The 16,867-nt window shown below is 65.5% G+C and carries 14 protein-coding genes; 6 read left to right on the top strand and 8 right to left on the bottom strand.

What is annotated here, in order from left to right:
- Positions 1-113 precede the first annotated feature (113 nt).
- Complete coding sequence (gene speB / locus ACFORG_RS14645) at positions 114-1,106, top strand: agmatinase (RefSeq protein WP_386736614.1); 993 nt, start codon at positions 114-116, stop codon at positions 1,104-1,106.
- A gap of 60 nt (positions 1,107-1,166) precedes the next feature.
- On the opposite strand, the gene glnA is transcribed toward speB, so the two are convergent.
- Complete coding sequence (gene glnA, locus ACFORG_RS14640; RefSeq protein ID WP_386736281.1) at positions 1,167-2,570, bottom strand: type I glutamate--ammonia ligase; 1,404 nt, start codon at positions 2,568-2,570, stop codon at positions 1,167-1,169.
- Positions 2,571-2,604: 34 nt separating this feature from the next.
- Positions 2,605-2,943 (bottom strand): P-II family nitrogen regulator, encoded by a 339-nt coding sequence (locus ACFORG_RS14635; RefSeq protein ID WP_386736280.1) that lies wholly within the window; start codon positions 2,941-2,943, stop codon positions 2,605-2,607.
- 137 nt (positions 2,944-3,080) lie between these two features.
- On the opposite strand from ACFORG_RS14635, the gene ACFORG_RS14630 reads away from it, so the two are divergent.
- On the top strand, positions 3,081-4,676 hold the full coding sequence (locus tag ACFORG_RS14630) for an NAD(P)H-hydrate dehydratase (RefSeq protein WP_386736279.1): 1,596 nt from the start codon (positions 3,081-3,083) through the stop codon (positions 4,674-4,676).
- Here the strand turns inward: ACFORG_RS14630 and ACFORG_RS14625 are convergent.
- The 4 genes from ACFORG_RS14625 to ACFORG_RS14610 form a co-directional block, all read right to left on the bottom strand.
- Complete coding sequence (locus ACFORG_RS14625; protein ID WP_386736278.1) at positions 4,613-5,092, bottom strand: Hint domain-containing protein; 480 nt, start codon at positions 5,090-5,092, stop codon at positions 4,613-4,615. The genes ACFORG_RS14630 and ACFORG_RS14625 overlap by 64 nt on opposite strands.
- Before the next feature lie 116 nt (positions 5,093-5,208).
- Positions 5,209-5,673 (bottom strand): DUF1203 domain-containing protein, encoded by a 465-nt coding sequence (locus ACFORG_RS14620; RefSeq protein WP_386736277.1) that lies wholly within the window; start codon positions 5,671-5,673, stop codon positions 5,209-5,211.
- An 85-nt stretch (positions 5,674-5,758) separates the two neighbouring features.
- Entirely contained in the window at positions 5,759-6,457 is a 699-nt protein-coding gene (locus ACFORG_RS14615) for a GntR family transcriptional regulator (protein WP_386736276.1), read from the bottom strand.
- Entirely contained in the window at positions 6,454-7,818 is a 1,365-nt protein-coding gene (locus ACFORG_RS14610; RefSeq protein WP_386736275.1) for a formimidoylglutamate deiminase, read from the bottom strand. Before ACFORG_RS14610 ends, ACFORG_RS14615 begins: the two co-directional genes overlap by 4 nt.
- 117 nt (positions 7,819-7,935) lie before the next feature.
- Here ACFORG_RS14610 and hutI point away from each other — a divergent pair, with 117 nt between their 5' ends.
- The 4 genes from hutI to hutU are packed head-to-tail and all read left to right on the top strand — an operon-like array spanning position 7,936 to position 13,062.
- Complete coding sequence (gene hutI, locus ACFORG_RS14605) at positions 7,936-9,090, top strand: imidazolonepropionase (RefSeq protein ID WP_386736613.1); 1,155 nt, start codon at positions 7,936-7,938, stop codon at positions 9,088-9,090.
- Positions 9,087-10,607 (top strand): histidine ammonia-lyase, encoded by a 1,521-nt coding sequence (gene hutH, locus ACFORG_RS14600; RefSeq protein ID WP_386736274.1) that lies wholly within the window; start codon positions 9,087-9,089, stop codon positions 10,605-10,607. The genes hutI and hutH overlap by 4 nt, the downstream gene beginning before the upstream one ends.
- Positions 10,604-11,392, top strand: coding sequence for an N-formylglutamate deformylase (gene hutG / locus ACFORG_RS14595; RefSeq protein WP_386736273.1), 789 nt, complete (start codon positions 10,604-10,606; stop codon positions 11,390-11,392). Before hutH ends, hutG begins: the two co-directional genes overlap by 4 nt.
- Positions 11,389-13,062, top strand: coding sequence for a urocanate hydratase (gene hutU / locus ACFORG_RS14590; protein WP_386736272.1), 1,674 nt, complete (start codon positions 11,389-11,391; stop codon positions 13,060-13,062). Before hutG ends, hutU begins: the two co-directional genes overlap by 4 nt.
- A gap of 16 nt (positions 13,063-13,078) precedes the next feature.
- Here the strand turns inward: hutU and betC are convergent, their stop codons facing one another.
- Both betC and ACFORG_RS14580 read right to left on the bottom strand, forming a co-directional pair.
- Positions 13,079-14,605, bottom strand: coding sequence for a choline-sulfatase (betC, locus tag ACFORG_RS14585; RefSeq protein ID WP_386736271.1), 1,527 nt, complete (start codon positions 14,603-14,605; stop codon positions 13,079-13,081).
- Positions 14,606-14,772: 167 nt separating this feature from the next.
- Positions 14,773-16,863, bottom strand: a complete 2,091-nt coding sequence (locus tag ACFORG_RS14580) for a molybdopterin oxidoreductase family protein (RefSeq protein ID WP_386736270.1) — start codon at positions 16,861-16,863, stop codon at positions 14,773-14,775.
- Positions 16,864-16,867 lie beyond the last annotated feature (4 nt).

Below are 16,867 nucleotides of genomic sequence, written 5' to 3'. Positions count from 1 at the left end.
CCGGCTTGTCGAGCGGGCGCAACCGGTGGTCTGAGGCGCGCCCGGGCGTCGCCCCACCCACCCACCCGCGCCGCCCGGGCGCGGCACCAAGGATCCGGATACGAGAGGCTGCAATGGCTCTGGAAGATGCGAAACACAAGGTGGACGAGGCGTTCACCGACCGCGAATTGCGCGGCTTGTCATATGAAAACACATTTGGCGGCGCGGTCTCGTTCCTGCGGCGGCTCTATACCAAGGATCTGGCCGGGGTTGATATCGCCGTGACCGGCATTCCCTTTGACCAGGCGGTGACGAACCGGCCCGGCACGCGGCTGGGACCGCGTGCGATCCGCGAGGCAAGCACGCTGCAATCGCCCGACGAGCCCTATGGCTGGCCGTTCCGGCCGTTGAGCGAGTTGGCGATCGTGGATTATGGCGACCTGGCCTTTGATTATGCCGATGTGCCGTCCTTTCCCGGCGTGCTGACCGAGCATATTCGCGGGATCCTGGAGCATGACGTCGCCAGCGTGGCGCTGGGCGGGGATCACTACATCAGTTTCCCGATCCTGCGGGCCTATGCCGAGAAATACGGTCCGATGTCGCTGTTGCAGTTCGACGCCCATACCGACACCTGGCCGGACGACAACATGGAGCGCGTGGATCACGGCACCATGTTCTACAAGGCGGTGAAGGCGGGGATCGTGGACCCGGCCACCTCGGTGCAGGTGGGCATCCGCACCACGAACGAGGACACGCTGGGCGTCAACATCATCGACTCGCGCGAGGTCTACGAGGCGGGACCGGCGGCGGTGGCGCAGAAGATCAAGGCCATCATGGGCGACCGCCCGGTTTATCTGAGCTTCGATATCGACGGGCTGGACCCTGCATTCGCCCCCGGTACGGGCACGCCGGTCTGGGGTGGGCTGAGCTCGATCCAGGCGGCGATCATCCTGCGCGACATTGCGGGACTGAACATCAAGGGCGGGGACGTTGTCGAGGTGTCGCCGCCCTATGACACCTCGGGCGCGACAGCCATCGCGGGGGCGCATATCGCCACGCAGATCATCTGCCTGCTGGGCTACAAACGGCTGGGTCTTGGGCAGGGAGTGTCCGAAGGACCGGCGTGAACGGCTACGCCCCCGCGGTTTCCCGCGGGGGCGCGTCACGCTGGTACCTTTTTCAGGCGATCAGCAGCTGTAATACATGCCGTACTCGACCGGGTGCGGCGTGTGCTCGTAGGTTTCCACCTCTTCCATCTTCAATGCGATGTAGCCGGCGATCTGGTCCTTGGTGAACACGTCGCCCTGCAGCAGGAAGTCGTGATCGGCGGCCAGCGCCTCGAGCGCTTCGCGCAGCGAGCCGCAGACGGTCGGGATGCCGGCCAGCTCTTCGGCGGGCAGGTCGTAGAGGTTCTTGTCCATCGCCTCGCCCGGATCGATCTTGTTCTTGATCCCGTCGAGACCGGCCATCAGCAGCGCGGCAAAAGCCAGGTAGGGGTTTGCCGACGGGTCGGGGAAGCGGGCCTCGACGCGCTTTGCCTTGGGGCTTTCGGTCCACGGAATACGCACGCAGCCCGAGCGGTTACGCGCGGAGTAGGCGCGCAGAACGGGGGCTTCGAAGCCGGGGATCAGGCGCTTGTAGGAGTTGGTCGAGGGGTTGGTGAAGGCGTTCAGCGTCTTGGCATGCTTGAGGATGCCGCCGATGAACCACAGCGCCTCGTCCGACAGGTCGGCATACTTGTCGCCTGCAAAGAGCGGCTTGCCGTCTTTCCAGATCGACATGTTCACGTGCATGCCAGTGCCGTTGTCGCCGGCGATCGGCTTGGGCATGAAAGTTGCGGATTTGCCGTAGGCGTGGGCCACGTTGTGGATCACGTACTTGTATTTCTGCAATTCGTCGGCCTGCTTGGTCAGGCTGTCGAAGATCAGGCCCAGCTCGTGCTGGCACGACGCCACCTCGTGGTGGTGCTTGTCGACCTTCATGCCCAGACGCTTCATCGTCGAGAGCATTTCCGAGCGCAGGTCCTGTGCCTCGTCGATCGGGTTCACCGGGAAGTAGCCGCCCTTGACGCCCGGACGGTGGCCCATGTTGCCCATCTCGTACTCGGTATCGGTGTTCCACGAGGCGTCGGTCGCGTCGACCTCGTAGGAGACCTTGTTGATCGAGTTGGAGAAGCGGACGTCGTCGAACAGGAAGAATTCAGCCTCGGGGCCGAAGAAGGCAGAGTCGCCGATGCCGGAGGATTTCAGGTAGGCCTCGGCCTTTTGCGCGGTGCCGCGCGGGTCACGCTCATAGGCTTCGCCGGTGTCGGGTTCGACGACCGAGCAGTGCAGGCAGATGGTCTTTTCGGCATAGAACGGATCGACATAGGCACTGTCGAGGTCGGGCATCAGCTTCATGTCGGAGGCTTCGATCGACTTCCAGCCGGCGATCGAGGAACCATCGAACATGAAACCTTCTTCCAGGAAGTCCTCGTCGACCTGATCTGACATCACGGTCACGTGCTGCAGCTTGCCGCGCGGATCGGTGAAGCGGATGTCGACATAGGCCGCATCCTCGTCCTTGATCAGCTTCAGAACGTCATTGCTCATTCTCTTCAGTCCTCTTCTTGGAGAAATGTGTCGGTTACAGCGCGTCCGAACCGGTTTCGCCGGTACGGATGCGGATGGCTTGTTCGACGGTCGAGACAAAGATCTTGCCGTCGCCGATCTTGTCGGTCTTGGCCGCGCCGACGATCGCGTCGATGGCGCCATCGACCTGGTCATCATCGAGAACGACCTCGATCTTTACCTTGGGAAGGAAGTCGACCACGTATTCGGCACCCCGGTAGAGTTCGGTGTGGCCCTTCTGGCGACCGAAGCCCTTGACCTCGATCACGCTGAGGCCCTGGACGCCGACATCCTGCAGCGCCTCTTTCACCTCGTCGAGTTTGAAGGGCTTGATGATCGCTTCGATCTTTTTCATCGGGTGACTCCTCGCAACCTTGTCAGAAGGGGTGAGACCATGTCTGACTGAGGCGGACAATCGGATTGCGGAGCGGTCCGGGGAAGCACTGCCCGAAATCGGGCGTCAGGTCGAATTTTGGGCGACATGCACATAAAATGAGCGAAATTGAATCGGGTGCGATGAAAAAGGCGACGGAACTGCTGACCGCTGCCGAGATGCGGGCCATCGAAACGGCCGCGATGGACAGTGGCGCGGTCAGCGGGATCGAGTTGATGGAGCGCGCCGGGGCGGCCGTGGTCGCGGCGGTCGAAGAGGGGTGGCCGCAGCTGGCGCGCGGGGCGTTCCGGGTGGTCGTGCTGTGCGGTCCGGGCAACAATGGCGGCGATGGGTTCGTCATCGCGCGGCTGCTGCGCGAACGCGGCTGCGAGGTCGAACTGTACCTTCTGGGCGAGGCCGTAGGTTTGCCCCGCGATGCGCAAGCAAACTGCGACCGATGGCGCGAGATGGGAGCGGTACAGCCCTGGCCCGCAAAGCTGGATGGGCAGGCCGATCTTTATGTAGACGCGGTGTTCGGCGCGGGGTTGAGCCGTCCGGTCGGCGAAAGGGTCGTCGCGCCGCTGGCGGGGGTGCCGCCAGAGAGGATCGTGGCGGTGGATGCGCCCACCGGCCTGTGCATGGATAGCGGGCGGGTCTTGGGCTCGGCGGTGTCGGCCGCGGTGACGGTCACGTTTCACGCGCCGCGACCGGGCCATTACCTTGCAGACGGACCGGCACATTGCGGTCGGGTGATCTGTTCCTCGATCGGGTTGAGGGGCGAAGGTCCGCGTCGGGCTGTGAGGGTGGACGCGCCGCTGGTGCCGGTTCTGAAATCGGCGGACGGGCACAAATATTCGCATGGCCATGCGCTGGTCCTGTCGGGCGGCTCTGGCCGGACGGGGGCTGCGCGGTTGACGGCGCGCGGGGCGCTCAGGATCGGGGCGGGGCTGGTGACGCTGGGCGTGCCCGGCGCGGCGCAGTTGGAAGTGGCCGCGCAAAGCACCGGCGTGATGCTGACCCGCGTTGACGGTCCCGAAGCCTTCTCAAAAGTGCTGGAGGATGAGCGGATCAACGCACTGTGTCTTGGTCCGGGACTGGGGCGCGACCGGGCCCGTTCGCTGGTGCCCGTGGCGCTGGAAGCAGGCACGCGCCGTGCCGTGGTGCTGGATGCCGACGCGCTGAGCGCGTTTGCCGATGCGCCCGACGCATTGTTCGCGCGGCTTCATCCGGGCTGTGTGCTGACCCCGCATGGCGGAGAGTTCGCGCGTCTGTTTCCCGACCCGGCGAAACAGCTTGCCGAAGAACCGGCGCGTGGTCCGGCCCTGTCGCGGCTGGATGTCGCGCGGGCCGCGGCAGAGCGCGCAGGCTGTACTGTGCTGCTCAAGGGGCCGGATACGGTGATTGCGCGGCCCGACGGGATGTGCGCCGTGAATGCGGCGCGCTATGCGCGCTCGGTACCGTGGCTTGCCACCGCCGGGGCGGGCGACGTTCTGGCGGGGTTCATCGCGGGCCTCATGGCGCGCGGCGCGGACGCGTTCGGGGCCGCGGCAACGGCGGCCTGGCTGCATGTCGAATGCGCGCTGCAATTCGGCCCGGGCCTGATCGCCGAGGATCTGCCCGAAAGCCTGCCAGCGGTGTTACGGCAGCTTGATCAGGCGGCGGGGCGCATCCGGGCTGGCAGCGCAGCAGAGGAGAGTTCGACCCCGTTGCAATAGAGGATATGCGGGCTGTCGAAGTGCAACTGGACCAGGTCAAGCGTGCGGTGCCCGAGGTCACGGATGAATTCGCCATCCACAAGATCGCCCGCCATGACCCGTGCCTGTGGGCGCTTGAACATCGCCTTGGCGCGCCAGTCGCGCAGCAGAACCGGTTGCGCGGCGGGCAGGATGAGCCCGCAGGACAAGCGGATGGCCCTTGTGCGCAGCGTGACCCGCTGAAGGTCTTTCAGCGTCACGGCGCCGGCATCGCGGGTGATGACCCGGTCACCTGGGAACAGGTGTTCGGCCGGCATTTCGCCGTCCAGGGTAAGGACCGCCCCCATCGCGGGGCAGCCGATTTCGACATCTGGATACGCAGGGGGGAAAGGCAGGGGATCTCTCCCGCCTTCACGCCCGACCGTGTTCGGTTTCATGGCGTCGCTCGCTGTTGTTGCCTCGAATTTTTTGCAGCTAGAGTATTGCCAAACCTTTCCGTTGTCAGCGTTTTCCGCAGGTTTTTTGCCGAAGTGTGCCGTCTGTGCCGGAAAAGTCACCCGGCGCGATCCGCCCTCACATGGAAACAGTTGTTCGAGGCGGAACGGATATGCACGAAGGCGATGCCGGGGTCGGAGAGCAATTCGCGGCACCGGGCAAGGATATCGCCCGTAGCGGTCACCCCTCCGGTTCCGTAGACGATGCGCTCGTCTTCGTCGTAGCCGCGGGTGATGTAACTGTCCGAGGTGAGAAAGCCGGGCAATTGGCCATCGACCGTGCCGGAGGGGCAATCATCGGCGCAAATGAAGATCGGCCCCGTTTCAGCATAGGGCTGCGTCGTCGTGAAGGGGCTGTAAGCCAGTACAAGATAGGGCCCGGTGACCCGGTTCATGCAGTGGCGGCAGGGGATGTCTTCACTCGTCGCGACCTTGCGCTCGGGGCGCTGGCCATGGGCATCGGGCCCGCCGCGTCGCAACGCGGTGGCCCGGTCGGTCGGGATGGCTGTGAAGCGGACGGTCATGGCGGTTTCCCTTCAGGCTGCGAACTGCCTGAAAACATGGCTGTGACGGACCTGCGGATCGACCCGTTTCCTGCGCAACCGACCCTCAGCTACGGGTGATCATCTGGTAGCCGGGCGCCGTCACTGCCTTGACATGGGTGATCGGCGCGTCCTCGATCCAGGTGGTTCGTTCGAGCACGAAGAGCGCGGCGCCGGGCCTGGTGTCGAGATGGTCCGCCATGCGCGGGTCGGCGGTTTCGGCGTAAAGCCGCACCTCGAACCGGCTGTAGGGCTTGTTGAGGACGAGCCATTCGTTCGCGCTGTTGCGTGAGAGGTCGACGCTGCGGATCTCGGGCGCGGTTTCGAGACAGATCCAGCGATCCTCGAACATGTAGGGCTGGCCGTCGGAGAGGTGGAGCGCCTCGACCCGCAGCATCTTGCGCGGCTCGGCGAGGCCCAGACGGGCAAGGACGGGGCGCGGCGGCACGGCCGTTGCCTGCGAGATGCGCTGATAGCCATATTGGGCGCCTTTGGCTTCGACCTCGCGCCGGGTGATGGGGATGTCGAGCACCGCGCGGGTCACCGGGTCGGGGCGGACGCGGGTTCCGCCCTTGCGGCGGCGTTCTATGATGCCCGCGTCCGACAGGTCCTGCATGGCGCGTTGCACGGTTGAACGGGCGCATGCCATCTCCTTGGCGAGGTCCGCGTCACGGGGGAGCTTGTCGCCGGGCGCGTAGTGGCCCGAGAGGATCTGGTCGTGAATCCTGTCGCGGATCTCGCGCCAGCCTTGCCTTTGTGCGGTCATCCAATCTCCTGTCCAAGTTCATCGATCACCTTGCGATAGGCGCGGGTTATCCGGTCGCGAGCATGGTGGCGGCCATGGCTTACCACGTGACGACCTGCCGACCAGACATCGGTGACGCAATCGCGTCCGCGCCCGGTAAAGATAAGGCTGTCAAGCGCGGTGTCGCCGTGGCGGTTGCAGACCCATTCGTTATCGGTGGACAGGGCCACGAGATCGGCCCATGCGCCCGCTGCGATCCGGCCCGACGCGCGGCCAGCGGCCTGCGCGCCGCCCTGTGCCACGGCGTCGAAGAGCACGCGGCCCGTGGACCGGTCGGCGGTGGCCAGCGCGGCGCGGCTGCGGTCGCGCAGGCGCTGGGAATAGTCGAGCGTCGCCATCTCTTCGAACAGGGCGATGTGGATGTTGGAGTCGGAGCCGACGCCGAAGCGGCCCCCGGCGGCCGCATAATCGGTGCCGTTGAAGATGCCGTCGCCAAGGCTCGATTCCGTGATCGGGCAGAGGCCTGCCACCGCGCCGGTGCGCGCCAGCGCGCGGGTTTCGTCCGCGGTCATCTGGGTGCAGTGGATCAGGCACCAGCGGGGATCGACCGCGTGATTGTCGAGCAACCATTCGACGGGGCGCGCGCCGCGTGCGGCCTTGACCTCTTCGACTTCGGGCAGCTGTTCGGCAAGGTGCATGTGTATTGGGCCATCGGAGAGGGCGACAGCCTCGTCCAAGGCATCGGGATCGACTGCGCGCAGCGAGTGCGGAGCGATGCCGATTGCGTAATCCTGCGGTGCGTCGGCCAGGTGCGCGCGGCTGGATGCATGCAGGTCGGCAAAGCGCGCCATGTCATTGCCGAAACGCCGCTGTCCGCCCTCAAGCGCGCGCCGGTCGCAACCGCCATGCGTGTAGAGAACGGGCAGGAGGGTGAGGCCGATACCCGTCTGTTGCGCCGCCCGCGCGATGCGTCCTGCCATCTCGGCAAGGTCGGAATAAGGGACACCGCTGGGGGCGTGGTGGAGATAGTGAAACTCGGCCACCGCGCCGTAACCGGCCTCGAGCATTTCCATGAACACCAGCTGCGCGATTGCCTCGACATGGTCGGGCGTCAGCCGGTCGAGAAAGCGGTACATCAACTGCCGCCAGGTCCAGAAGCTGTCGCGCGGGTCAGGGCCACGGGTTTCGGTCAGCCCGGCCATAGCGCGTTGAAAGGCGTGACTGTGGAGGTTGGTGGGCGCGGGCAGGAGGAGTTCATGCACCGGACCCTTGGGAGCGGCATTCGCGTTGACCGAAACGATTCGACCGCAATCGATACCGATCGTGACATCCGATGCCCATCCGTCTGGCGTAAGTGCTTGGCGTGCATGGATATGGTGCATCACGCGCCTCTTGTTGACAAAATAAGTAGCTACATAATATTGATAAGCATGCACACAGGCAAGGGCGGGAAGGCCATGCGCAACAGGGCGGTCATCACCAATGTCACTGCGGCGACGATGCTGGGCGCGGGCTATGGGCTGATCGAGCGGGCCGCCATCGCCCTTGAGGGAGAGCGGATCGCCTGGGTCGGCGAGGAGGCCGAACTGCCGGTGGAATTCGCCGGTGCGGAGCGTGTGGACGGGCAGGGCGGCGTGGTCACACCGGCGCTGATCGACTGTCATACCCACGTCGTGCATGGCGGCCAGCGCGCCCGCGAGTTCGAGATGCGTCTTGAGGGCGCAAGCTATGAACAGATCGCGAGGGCAGGCGGCGGCATTGTCTCGACCGTGGCGGCGACGCGCGATGCGGAGTTCGACGATCTGCTGGCGCGCGCGCTGACCCGTGTCGATGCGCTGATCGCCGAGGGTATCGCGGTGATCGAGGTGAAATCCGGCTACGGGCTGGACCTTGAGACCGAGTTGAAGATGCTGCGCGTTGCCCGCGCACTGGGCGAGGATCGCCCGGTTCGTATCGTGACCACGTTCCTTGGCGCGCATGCCGTGCCGAAAGGGATGCAGGCGGACGCCTATATCGACGAGGTCTGCATTCCGGCGCTGGAGGCCGCCCATGCCGAGGGGCTTGTCGATGCGGTTGACGGGTTCTGCGAGGGGATCGCCTTTGACACGGTGCAGATCGGCCGCGTGTTTGACAGGGCGCGCGCGCTGGGCTTGCCGGTCAAGCTGCATGCCGAGCAATTGTCGAATATCGGTGGCACGAAACTGGCTGCGGATTACGGCGCGCTGTCTGCCGATCACGTCGAATACGCGACGGATGCGGATGCCCACGCGCTGGCGGCCTCGGGCAGCGTGGCCGTGCTGTTGCCCGGTGCGTTCTACACGCTGCACGAGACGCGCAAACCACCGATTGCAGCATTCCGGAAGCATGGTGTGCCGATGGCGGTCGCGACCGACTGGAACCCCGGCTCGTCACCCATGGGATCGCTCCTGCTGGCGATGAACATGGCCTGCACCCTGTTCGCGCTGACCCCGGCCGAGGCGCTGGCCGGCACCACGCGCGATGCGGCGCGTGCCCTTGGGTTGGAGGATCGCGGCGTGATCGCACCCGGCAAGCGGGCCGACCTTGCGATCTGGGATATCTCGGACCCGGCTGAACTGTCCTACGGCATCGGGATCAACCCGCTGCGCACCCGTATCTATGGAGGCCGCCCATGAGCGTCACGTTGACCCCTGGCACCACGACGCTTGCCACGCTGGAGGCGATCTGGCGCGAGGGTGGTGCTGCCCGGCTTGACCCGTCGGCGCGGCCGGCGGTCGAGGCCGCGGCGCAGGTCGTGACGCAGGCGGCACAGGGCGATGCGCCGGTTTATGGCGTCAACACAGGGTTCGGCAAGCTCGCCTCGGTCCGGATTGCGCCGGGCGATACGGCGACGCTGCAACGCAACCTGATCCTGAGCCATTGCTGCGGCGTGGGCGAGCCGCTGGACGCGGCGACCACCCGGCTGATGATGGTGCTGAAGCTTCTGTCGCTGGGGCGTGGCGCCTCGGGCGTGCGGTGGGAGATCTGCGCCCTGATCGAGGGGATGTTGGCGCAGGGTGTCACACCCGTGATCCCCTCGCAGGGTTCTGTGGGGGCGTCGGGCGACCTTGCGCCACTTGCGCATCTGGCCGCCGTCATGATCGGCGCAGGGGAGGCCTGGCTGGGCGGGGAGCGGATGCCCGGCGATGCGGCACTGGAACAGGCGGGGCTGGCGCCGGTGATCCTTGGCCCCAAGGAAGGGCTGGCGCTGATCAACGGAACGCAGTTCTCGACGGCCTGCGCGCTGACCGGGCTGTTCGATGCGTGGCGGTTGCTGGAGGGCGCGCTGGTCACCTCCTGCCTGTCGACGGATGCAATCATGGGCTCGACCCATCCGCTGAATCCCGACATTCACCGCCTGCGCGGCCAGCCGGGGCAGATCGACGTGGCCGAGGCCATGGCGCGCCTGATGAGCGGCAGCGAGATCCGCGAAAGCCATCGCGAGGGCGACACGCGGGTGCAGGACCCCTATTGCATTCGCTGCCAGCCGCAGGTGGCGGGCGCGGCTCTGGACCTGCTGCGATATGCCGGGCGTACGTTGGAGATCGAGGCCAACGCGGTGACGGACAACCCGCTGGTGACAAGCGCGGGCATCCTGTCCGGTGGCAACTTCCATGCCGAGCCCGTCGCCTTTGCCGCCGATCAGATTGCCCTGGCCGTGGCCGAGATCGGGGCGATTGCCCAGCGGCGCGTGGCGTTGATGGTGGACCCGGCATTGAGCCATGACCTGCCGCCTTTCCTGACGCCGGAACCGGGGCTGAACTCGGGCTACATGATCGCCGAGGTGACGACTGCTGCTTTGATGAGCGAGAACAAGCATCTGGCGAACCCGTGTTCCACCGACTCGACCCCGACATCGGCCAACCAGGAGGACCATGTCAGCATGGCCGCACATGGCGCGCGGCGGCTGGCGCGGATGATCGAGAACCTGTCTGTGATCCTGGGGGTCGAGGCGCTATGTGCCGCGCAAGGCATCGAGGCGCGCGCGCCGCTGCGAACTTCGCCGGGTCTGCTGGCCGTGATGGAGGCGATCCGCGGTGCGGTGCCGGCGCTGGCCGAAGATCGCTACATGGCACGGGACCTCGAAAGGGCGGCGGATCTGATCAAGGGGGGCGCATTGGTGCGCGCCGCGGGTCTGGAGATCGCGGCATGAGCCTTTTGGAGATCACCCGGGGCGAAAGCCCGCTGGTTCTGGGCCTTCCGCACACAGGGACCGACCTGCCGGACGACATCGCCGAGCGCCTGAACGAAACGGGGAATACCCTTGCCGACACGGATTGGCATATTCATCGTCTTTACAGTGGCTTGGGGGCGAATGTTACATCGGTTCGTACGACCATCCACCGTTATGCCATCGACGTGAACCGCGATCCCTCGGGCACGAGCCTCTATCCGGGTCAGAACACCACCGGGTTGTGCCCGCTGACGGATTTCGATGGGCAGGCGATCTATCGCGCCGGAGCCGAGCCGGATGCCGAAGAGGTCGAGCGGCGCAGGCTGGCCTATCACGCGCCCTACCATGCCGCGCTGGAAGCCGAGTTGGAGCGGGTGCGCGAAAAACACGGGTTTGCCATCCTCTACGACTGTCATTCGATCCGCTCGCAGATCCCGTTCCTGTTCGAAGGGAGGTTGCCCGATTTCAACATCGGCACCAATCACGGGATGACATGCGCCGCATCCATTCAGCGTGTGGTGTACGAAATCTGTTCTACTGCAAATGGTTACAGTTCGATCCTGAATGGACGCTTCAAGGGCGGCTGGACCACGCGGCATTACGGGCGACCCGCCGAGGGGCTGCACGCGATCCAGATGGAGCTGGCGCAAGCGACCTATATGCAGGAAGCCCCGCCCTGGACCTATGACGCCATGCGGGCCGAGCGCCTGCGCGTTCACCTCACGACCATTCTCGAAACCCTGATCCGCTGGAGGCCTGAATGAGCGACCCGCGCAAGAACACCCGCGACATCTATCCGCCCACCGGACCGGAGCTGAACGCCAAGAGCTGGCTGACCGAGGCGCCGCTGCGGATGCTGATGAACAACCTGCATCCCGACGTCGCGGAAAACCCGCATGAGCTGGTGGTTTACGGCGGGATCGGGCGCGCGGCGCGGACATGGGACGATTACGACCGGATCGTGGCCGGATTGAAGGATCTGGAGGCGGATGAAACGCTGGTGGTTCAGTCGGGCAAACCCGTGGCCATCGTGAAGACTCATCCGGATGCGCCGCGCGTGCTGATCGCAAACTCCAACATCGTGCCGCATTGGGCCAATTGGGACCATTTCAGCGAGCTCGATCGCAAGGGGCTGATGATGTACGGGCAGATGACGGCGGGCTCGTGGATCTATATCGGCACGCAAGGTATCGTTCAGGGCACGTACGAGACCTTCGCCGAGGCGGGTCGGCAGCATTACGGCGGCGACCTTGGCGGCAAGTGGATCCTGACCGGCGGCCTGGGCGGTATGGGCGGCGCGCAGCCGCTGGCCGCCGTGATGGCCGGAGCCTGCTGCCTTGCCGTCGAGTGCAACCCCGACAGCATCGATTTCCGCCTGCGCACCCGCTACCTCGACGAAAAGGCCGAGACGCTGGACGAGGCGTTGGAGATGATCGGACGCTGGACAAAGGCGGGCGAGGCGAAATCGGTGGGCCTTCTGGGCAATGCCGCCGATGTCTTTACCGAGATCCGCAGACGCGGCGTGCGTCCGGATATCGTGACCGACCAGACCAGCGCGCATGACCCGGTGAACGGCTACCTGCCGCAGGGCTGGACCATGGCGGAGTGGCGCGAGAAGCGCGAAAGCGACCCCAAGGCCGTCGAGAAGGCCGCGCGCGCGTCGATGAGGGTACATGTCGAGGCGATGGTGGGTTTCTGGAACGACGGGGTGCCGACGCTGGATTACGGCAATAACATCCGTCAGGTCGCAAAAGAGGAGGGGCTGGAGAATGCCTTTGCCTTTCCCGGTTTCGTTCCGGCTTATATCCGCCCGCTGTTCTGCAAGGGGATCGGACCGTTCCGTTGGTGCGCGCTGTCGGGCGATCCCGAGGATATCTACAAAACCGATCAGGCGATGAAAGAGCTGTTTCCCGAGAACGAACATCTGCACACCTGGCTGGACATGGCGCGCGAGCGGATCGCGTTCCAGGGCCTGCCGGCGCGGATCTGCTGGATTGGGCTGGGCGACCGGCACCGGGCGGGATTGAAGTTCAACGAGATGGTCGCCAATGGCGAGCTGAAGGCTCCCGTGGTGATCGGCCGCGATCACTTGGATTCAGGGTCCGTCGCCAGCCCCAACCGCGAGACCGAGGCAATGAAGGACGGGTCGGACGCGGTCAGCGACTGGCCGCTTCTCAACGCGCTGGTCAACACGGCGTCGGGCGCGACATGGGTGTCGCTGCATCACGGCGGCGGCGTCGGCATGGGCTTTTCGCAACATGCAGGTGTGGTCATCGTGGCCGACGGCACGCCCGAGGCCGCGAAACGGCTGGAGCGGGTTCTTTGGAACGATCCCGCATCCGGTGTCTGGCGGCACGCGGATGCGGGATATGACACGGCGATTGCCTGTGCGAGGGAACACGGCCTGCGGCTGCCGGGCATCCTCGGCTCCTGAGGCGCAGGCCGCCCGGTCAGACCGGCGGGAACCGATAGCGCGCGGCGACGACCGTCCAGTCCATGTGGTTGCGGACATATTCGTGGCTGGCGTCGCGTGGCGGGTTGTAATCCCAATGCTCGCCCGCGCCGGCCTGCATCGCCGCGTTGAGAGCCTGCCGCGACCGCTGGGTCGCGATCACGTCCTCGCGGATGCGGACGCTGTCCCAGCGGCGCGCGGCCTCGAGGGCGAAGGCCGCGGCGACCTCGGCATGCGCCGGATCGGTTGCGAGGTTGGTCCGCTCCATCGGGTCATTGGCGATATCGTAGAGCTGTGGCGGATCGACCTCGCAGTGGATGTATTTGTACGGCCCGCGCCTGATCATGAAGACCGGCCAGGGCGTCATCTCGGCACAGTATTCGCCGATCGCCTCGTCCACCGGGTCGGCGTCGCCGCGCGCAAGCGGCAGGAGCGAGCGGCCATCGACAGGGTCACCTGACAGCAGTGTGCCGTCCCCGCCGCCGATTTCAACGAAAGTCGGCAGAAGGTCCACCAGCGAGCAGGCATTTCCTGCAACGCCCTGCGCCACACCGGGGCCAGCCATGATCAGCGGCACGCGCGCAGAGTGTTCGAACCATGTCATCTTGTACCACAACCCGCGCTCTCCCAGCATGTCGCCGTGATCGGAGGTGACGATGACGATGGTGTTGTCGATCTCGCCCGTTTCTTCCAGCGTGCGGACGAGTTCGCCGACCTTGCTGTCGAAATAACTGGTATTGGCGAGATAGGCGCGCCGGGCCCGGATCACCTCTTCATCGGTGAGGGGAATGGTGCTGGCCTCGATCCCGTCCATGACGCGGCGCGCGAAGGGATCGTGCTGCTCGGGCGTCAGCGGCGCGTCCGGCAGCGCGATGTCGGCGTCATCGTAGAGATCCCACCATTCGGGGCGCGCCACGTAGGGATCATGCGGGTGAATGAAGCTGGCGACCAGCGCGAACGGTGCGGTGTCGCCCTGTGCCCTGTCGCGGGCGCGGTCGAACAACCAGCGCCGCGCAGCAAAGCCGACCTCGTCATCATAATCGATCTGGAACGTGGCCTGCGCCATGCCGCTTTCCTTGACGGTCGACATGTTGTGATACCACTTGTCGATCCGCTCTGCGGCGTTTTCCCAGTCGGGCGTCCAGGCGAAATCGGACGGGTAGATATCGGTCGTGACCCGATCCTGAAATCCATGTTTCTGGTCCGGGCCGACGAAATGCATCTTGCCGGACAGGCAGGTGCGGTATCCCAGAAGCTTGAGGTAATGCGCGAAGGTCGGCACCGAGGCAGCCAGTTCGGTTCCGTTGTCATAGGCGCGGGTGCGGGTCACCTGCTTGCCCGTCATGAAGGCCGCGCGCGACGGGGCGCAGAGGGGCGAGTTGCAATAGGCCGCATCGAACCGCATGCCGCGCGCGGCCAGCGCGTCTATATGCGGGGTCTTGGCAATCGGGTGGCCGTAGGCGCCCGTCCAATGCGGGGCGAGCTGATCGGCCATGATCAGCACGATATTCGGTGTGTTTGTCATCTTGTCCTGTCCTTGCGTGAGCTGTGCGAAAAGGGGCGCTCAGCAAGGTGGCGGATGGTATTGCATCACTTTCAGCGCCGTGCGGGCGATGCGGCGGAACATGGGCGCTCTCCGATAAGGTCGCGATGACGATGCGCCGGTTCGGCGCACCGGTCCAGCTTTTTCGTTCAGGCCGGGGCGAGCGCGACCGGGACGCCGTTGAAGGCCGCGTTGCCGCTGATCGGGTCGATCCGCGTCTCGTCGGTGAGGTCGTTGATCGAAACCGTCTGAACCCGCGTCGCCGCCGAGAGCCGCCCGTTCCGCTGCCCCCATCCCTGCGGAATCGAGACGGTTCCAGGGGCCATCGCGTCGGTCAGTTCGGCCGGCAGGGTCACGCTGCCGGTGCGGCCGGAGACGCGGACATCGGCACCATCGGCGATGCCCAGCCTGCCGGCATCGTCGGGATGGATTTCGACCGTGCAGCGATTGCGGCCCTTGACGAGGCGCGGGCTGTTCTGGGTCCAACTGTTGTGGCTGCGGACCTGTCGCCGTCCGACCAGCGCGAAAGGGTAGTCGGCGCTGCGCGCATCACCATGAGAAAGAAGCCGGGGCAGATCGTCGAGAAAGGCCTGCGGGGCAAGGTCGAGCAGACCGTCCGGCGTTTCCAGCCGCGCCGCGAGGTTGGGCACCATCGGCCCAAGGTCGACCGAGCCACCGGCATCCAGCAGCGCAGGAACCGAGACGGTATCGGCATGAAAGCCCGCGGCAAGCAGCATCGACAGGACCTGTTCGGGCGATGGGCCGATCTGGTTCGCTCCGGTCAGGCGCGCGGCGAGGGTGGCGATCACCTCCCATTCCTGCGGGTTGCCCTGCGGCGGGTCAAAGAGTGGGCGCGCATAGGCAGCGGTGTTGCGCACCGCGAAGCTGTGAAAGACCATGTCGTACATGGCCTCCTCCAGCGCGACGGTGCCGGGCAGGATCAGGTCGGCATGGCGCGTGGTGTCGTTGACATGGATGTCGATGGACATCATGAAATCGAGCCCCGTCAGCGCCCGCTCGATCCGGCGACCATTCGGCGCGGTCAGGACCGGGTTGCCCGCGACGGTCAGCAACCCGCGTATCTGGCCCTGTCCCGGTGTTTCCATCTCTTCGGCAAGGACCGAGACGGGAAACTCGCCATTGTAAAGCGGTTGGCCGGAGACGCGCGACCGGCGTTCAGGGTAACTGCGCTGGCGCCCCTTGCGCGAGGTCATGCCGACATAGTCGAGGGCGGGGGTGGTGAACATCGCGCCGCCCACCGCGTCGAAATTCCCCGTGATGGTGTTGAGCGCGTTGGTGGCCCATTGGCACAGCGTGCCGAAGCTTTGCGTCGAGGCGCCCATGCGGGAATAGGCGACCGCGTGGCGGGCCTTGGCGAAGTCGCGGGCAAGGCTGCGAATGTCGTCGGCCCCGATGCCGGTTGCCTCGGCGGCGCGCTCTGGCGTCAATTGAGAGACCGCCGTGCGCAGGCGATCAAGCCCGGTGACCGTGCTTGCGAGGTGGCCGAGCGTTTCCAGCCCCTCGTCGAGGATCACGTGGATCAGCGCGAGCAGCAGGAAGGCGTCTGTCTCGGGGCGGATGAAATGATGGGTGTCCGCCTTTTCGGCCGTCTCGGTGCGGCGCGGGTCGATTACGACGATACGGCCGCCGCGCGCCCGCAACTCCTCCATTCGGCGGCCAAAGCCGGGCGCGGTCATCATCGATCCGTTCGAAATGACGGGGTTGCCGCCGAGGATCAGCAGGAACTCGGTTCGGTCAATGTCTGGGATGGGCATCAGCATCGGGTGGCCCAGCATGTGGATCGAGGCAACGTGATGCGGGATCTGGTCGGCGGTGGCCGAGCTGTAGCGGTTGCGGCTGCCGATCGCCTTGAACAGGCCCGGCAGGTTCAGCATGTTTCCGAACTTGTGCGCGTTGGGATTGCCAAGGTAGATGCCCATCGCGTCGGCGCCGTGATCGGACTGAATGGCTCGGATGCGTTCGGCGGCCAGGTCGATCGCCTCGTCCCAGCCGATTTCAACGAAGTCATCACCCTGTTTGCGCAAAGGTTTCGTCACGCGGTCGGGGTCTGTGCGGAAATCCTGCAGGGCGACGGCCTTGGGGCAGATATGCCCGCGTGACAGCGGATCGTCGGTGTCGGGCTTGATCGACAGGACCTGTGCGCCGTCATGCGCGATGACAAGGCCGCACATGGCCTCGCAGATATTGCAGGTGCGATGATGGATCTGCTGGGTCGCCATGAGG

Origin of the sequence: Lutimaribacter marinistellae (assembly GCF_042648365.1) — a bacterium.
Lineage (GTDB): Bacteria > Pseudomonadota > Alphaproteobacteria > Rhodobacterales > Rhodobacteraceae > Lutimaribacter_A > Lutimaribacter_A marinistellae.
The sequence above is the reverse complement of the archived record's forward strand: the minus strand, read 5'-3'. Positions and strand labels throughout refer to the sequence as shown.

Excerpts from the sequence above, each read along its gene's own strand:
- speB (WP_386736614.1), top strand. The coding sequence starts at position 114 with ATGGCTCTGGAAGATGCGAAACACAAGGTGGACGAGGCGTTCACCGAC.
- glnA (WP_386736281.1), bottom strand. The coding sequence starts at position 2,570 with ATGAGCAATGACGTTCTGAAGCTGATCAAGGACGAGGATGCGGCCTAT.
- ACFORG_RS14635 (WP_386736280.1), bottom strand. The coding sequence starts at position 2,943 with ATGAAAAAGATCGAAGCGATCATCAAGCCCTTCAAACTCGACGAGGTG.
- ACFORG_RS14630 (WP_386736279.1), top strand. The coding sequence starts at position 3,081 with ATGAGCGAAATTGAATCGGGTGCGATGAAAAAGGCGACGGAACTGCTG.
- ACFORG_RS14625 (WP_386736278.1), bottom strand. The coding sequence starts at position 5,092 with ATGAAACCGAACACGGTCGGGCGTGAAGGCGGGAGAGATCCCCTGCCT.
- ACFORG_RS14620 (WP_386736277.1), bottom strand. The coding sequence starts at position 5,673 with ATGACCGTCCGCTTCACAGCCATCCCGACCGACCGGGCCACCGCGTTG.
- ACFORG_RS14615 (WP_386736276.1), bottom strand. The coding sequence starts at position 6,457 with ATGACCGCACAAAGGCAAGGCTGGCGCGAGATCCGCGACAGGATTCAC.
- ACFORG_RS14610 (WP_386736275.1), bottom strand. The coding sequence starts at position 7,818 with ATGCACCATATCCATGCACGCCAAGCACTTACGCCAGACGGATGGGCA.
- hutI (WP_386736613.1), top strand. The coding sequence starts at position 7,936 with ATGCTGGGCGCGGGCTATGGGCTGATCGAGCGGGCCGCCATCGCCCTT.
- hutH (WP_386736274.1), top strand. The coding sequence starts at position 9,087 with ATGAGCGTCACGTTGACCCCTGGCACCACGACGCTTGCCACGCTGGAG.
- hutG (WP_386736273.1), top strand. The coding sequence starts at position 10,604 with ATGAGCCTTTTGGAGATCACCCGGGGCGAAAGCCCGCTGGTTCTGGGC.
- hutU (WP_386736272.1), top strand. The coding sequence starts at position 11,389 with ATGAGCGACCCGCGCAAGAACACCCGCGACATCTATCCGCCCACCGGA.
- betC (WP_386736271.1), bottom strand. The coding sequence starts at position 14,605 with ATGACAAACACACCGAATATCGTGCTGATCATGGCCGATCAGCTCGCC.
- ACFORG_RS14580 (WP_386736270.1), bottom strand. The coding sequence starts at position 16,863 with ATGGCGACCCAGCAGATCCATCATCGCACCTGCAATATCTGCGAGGCC.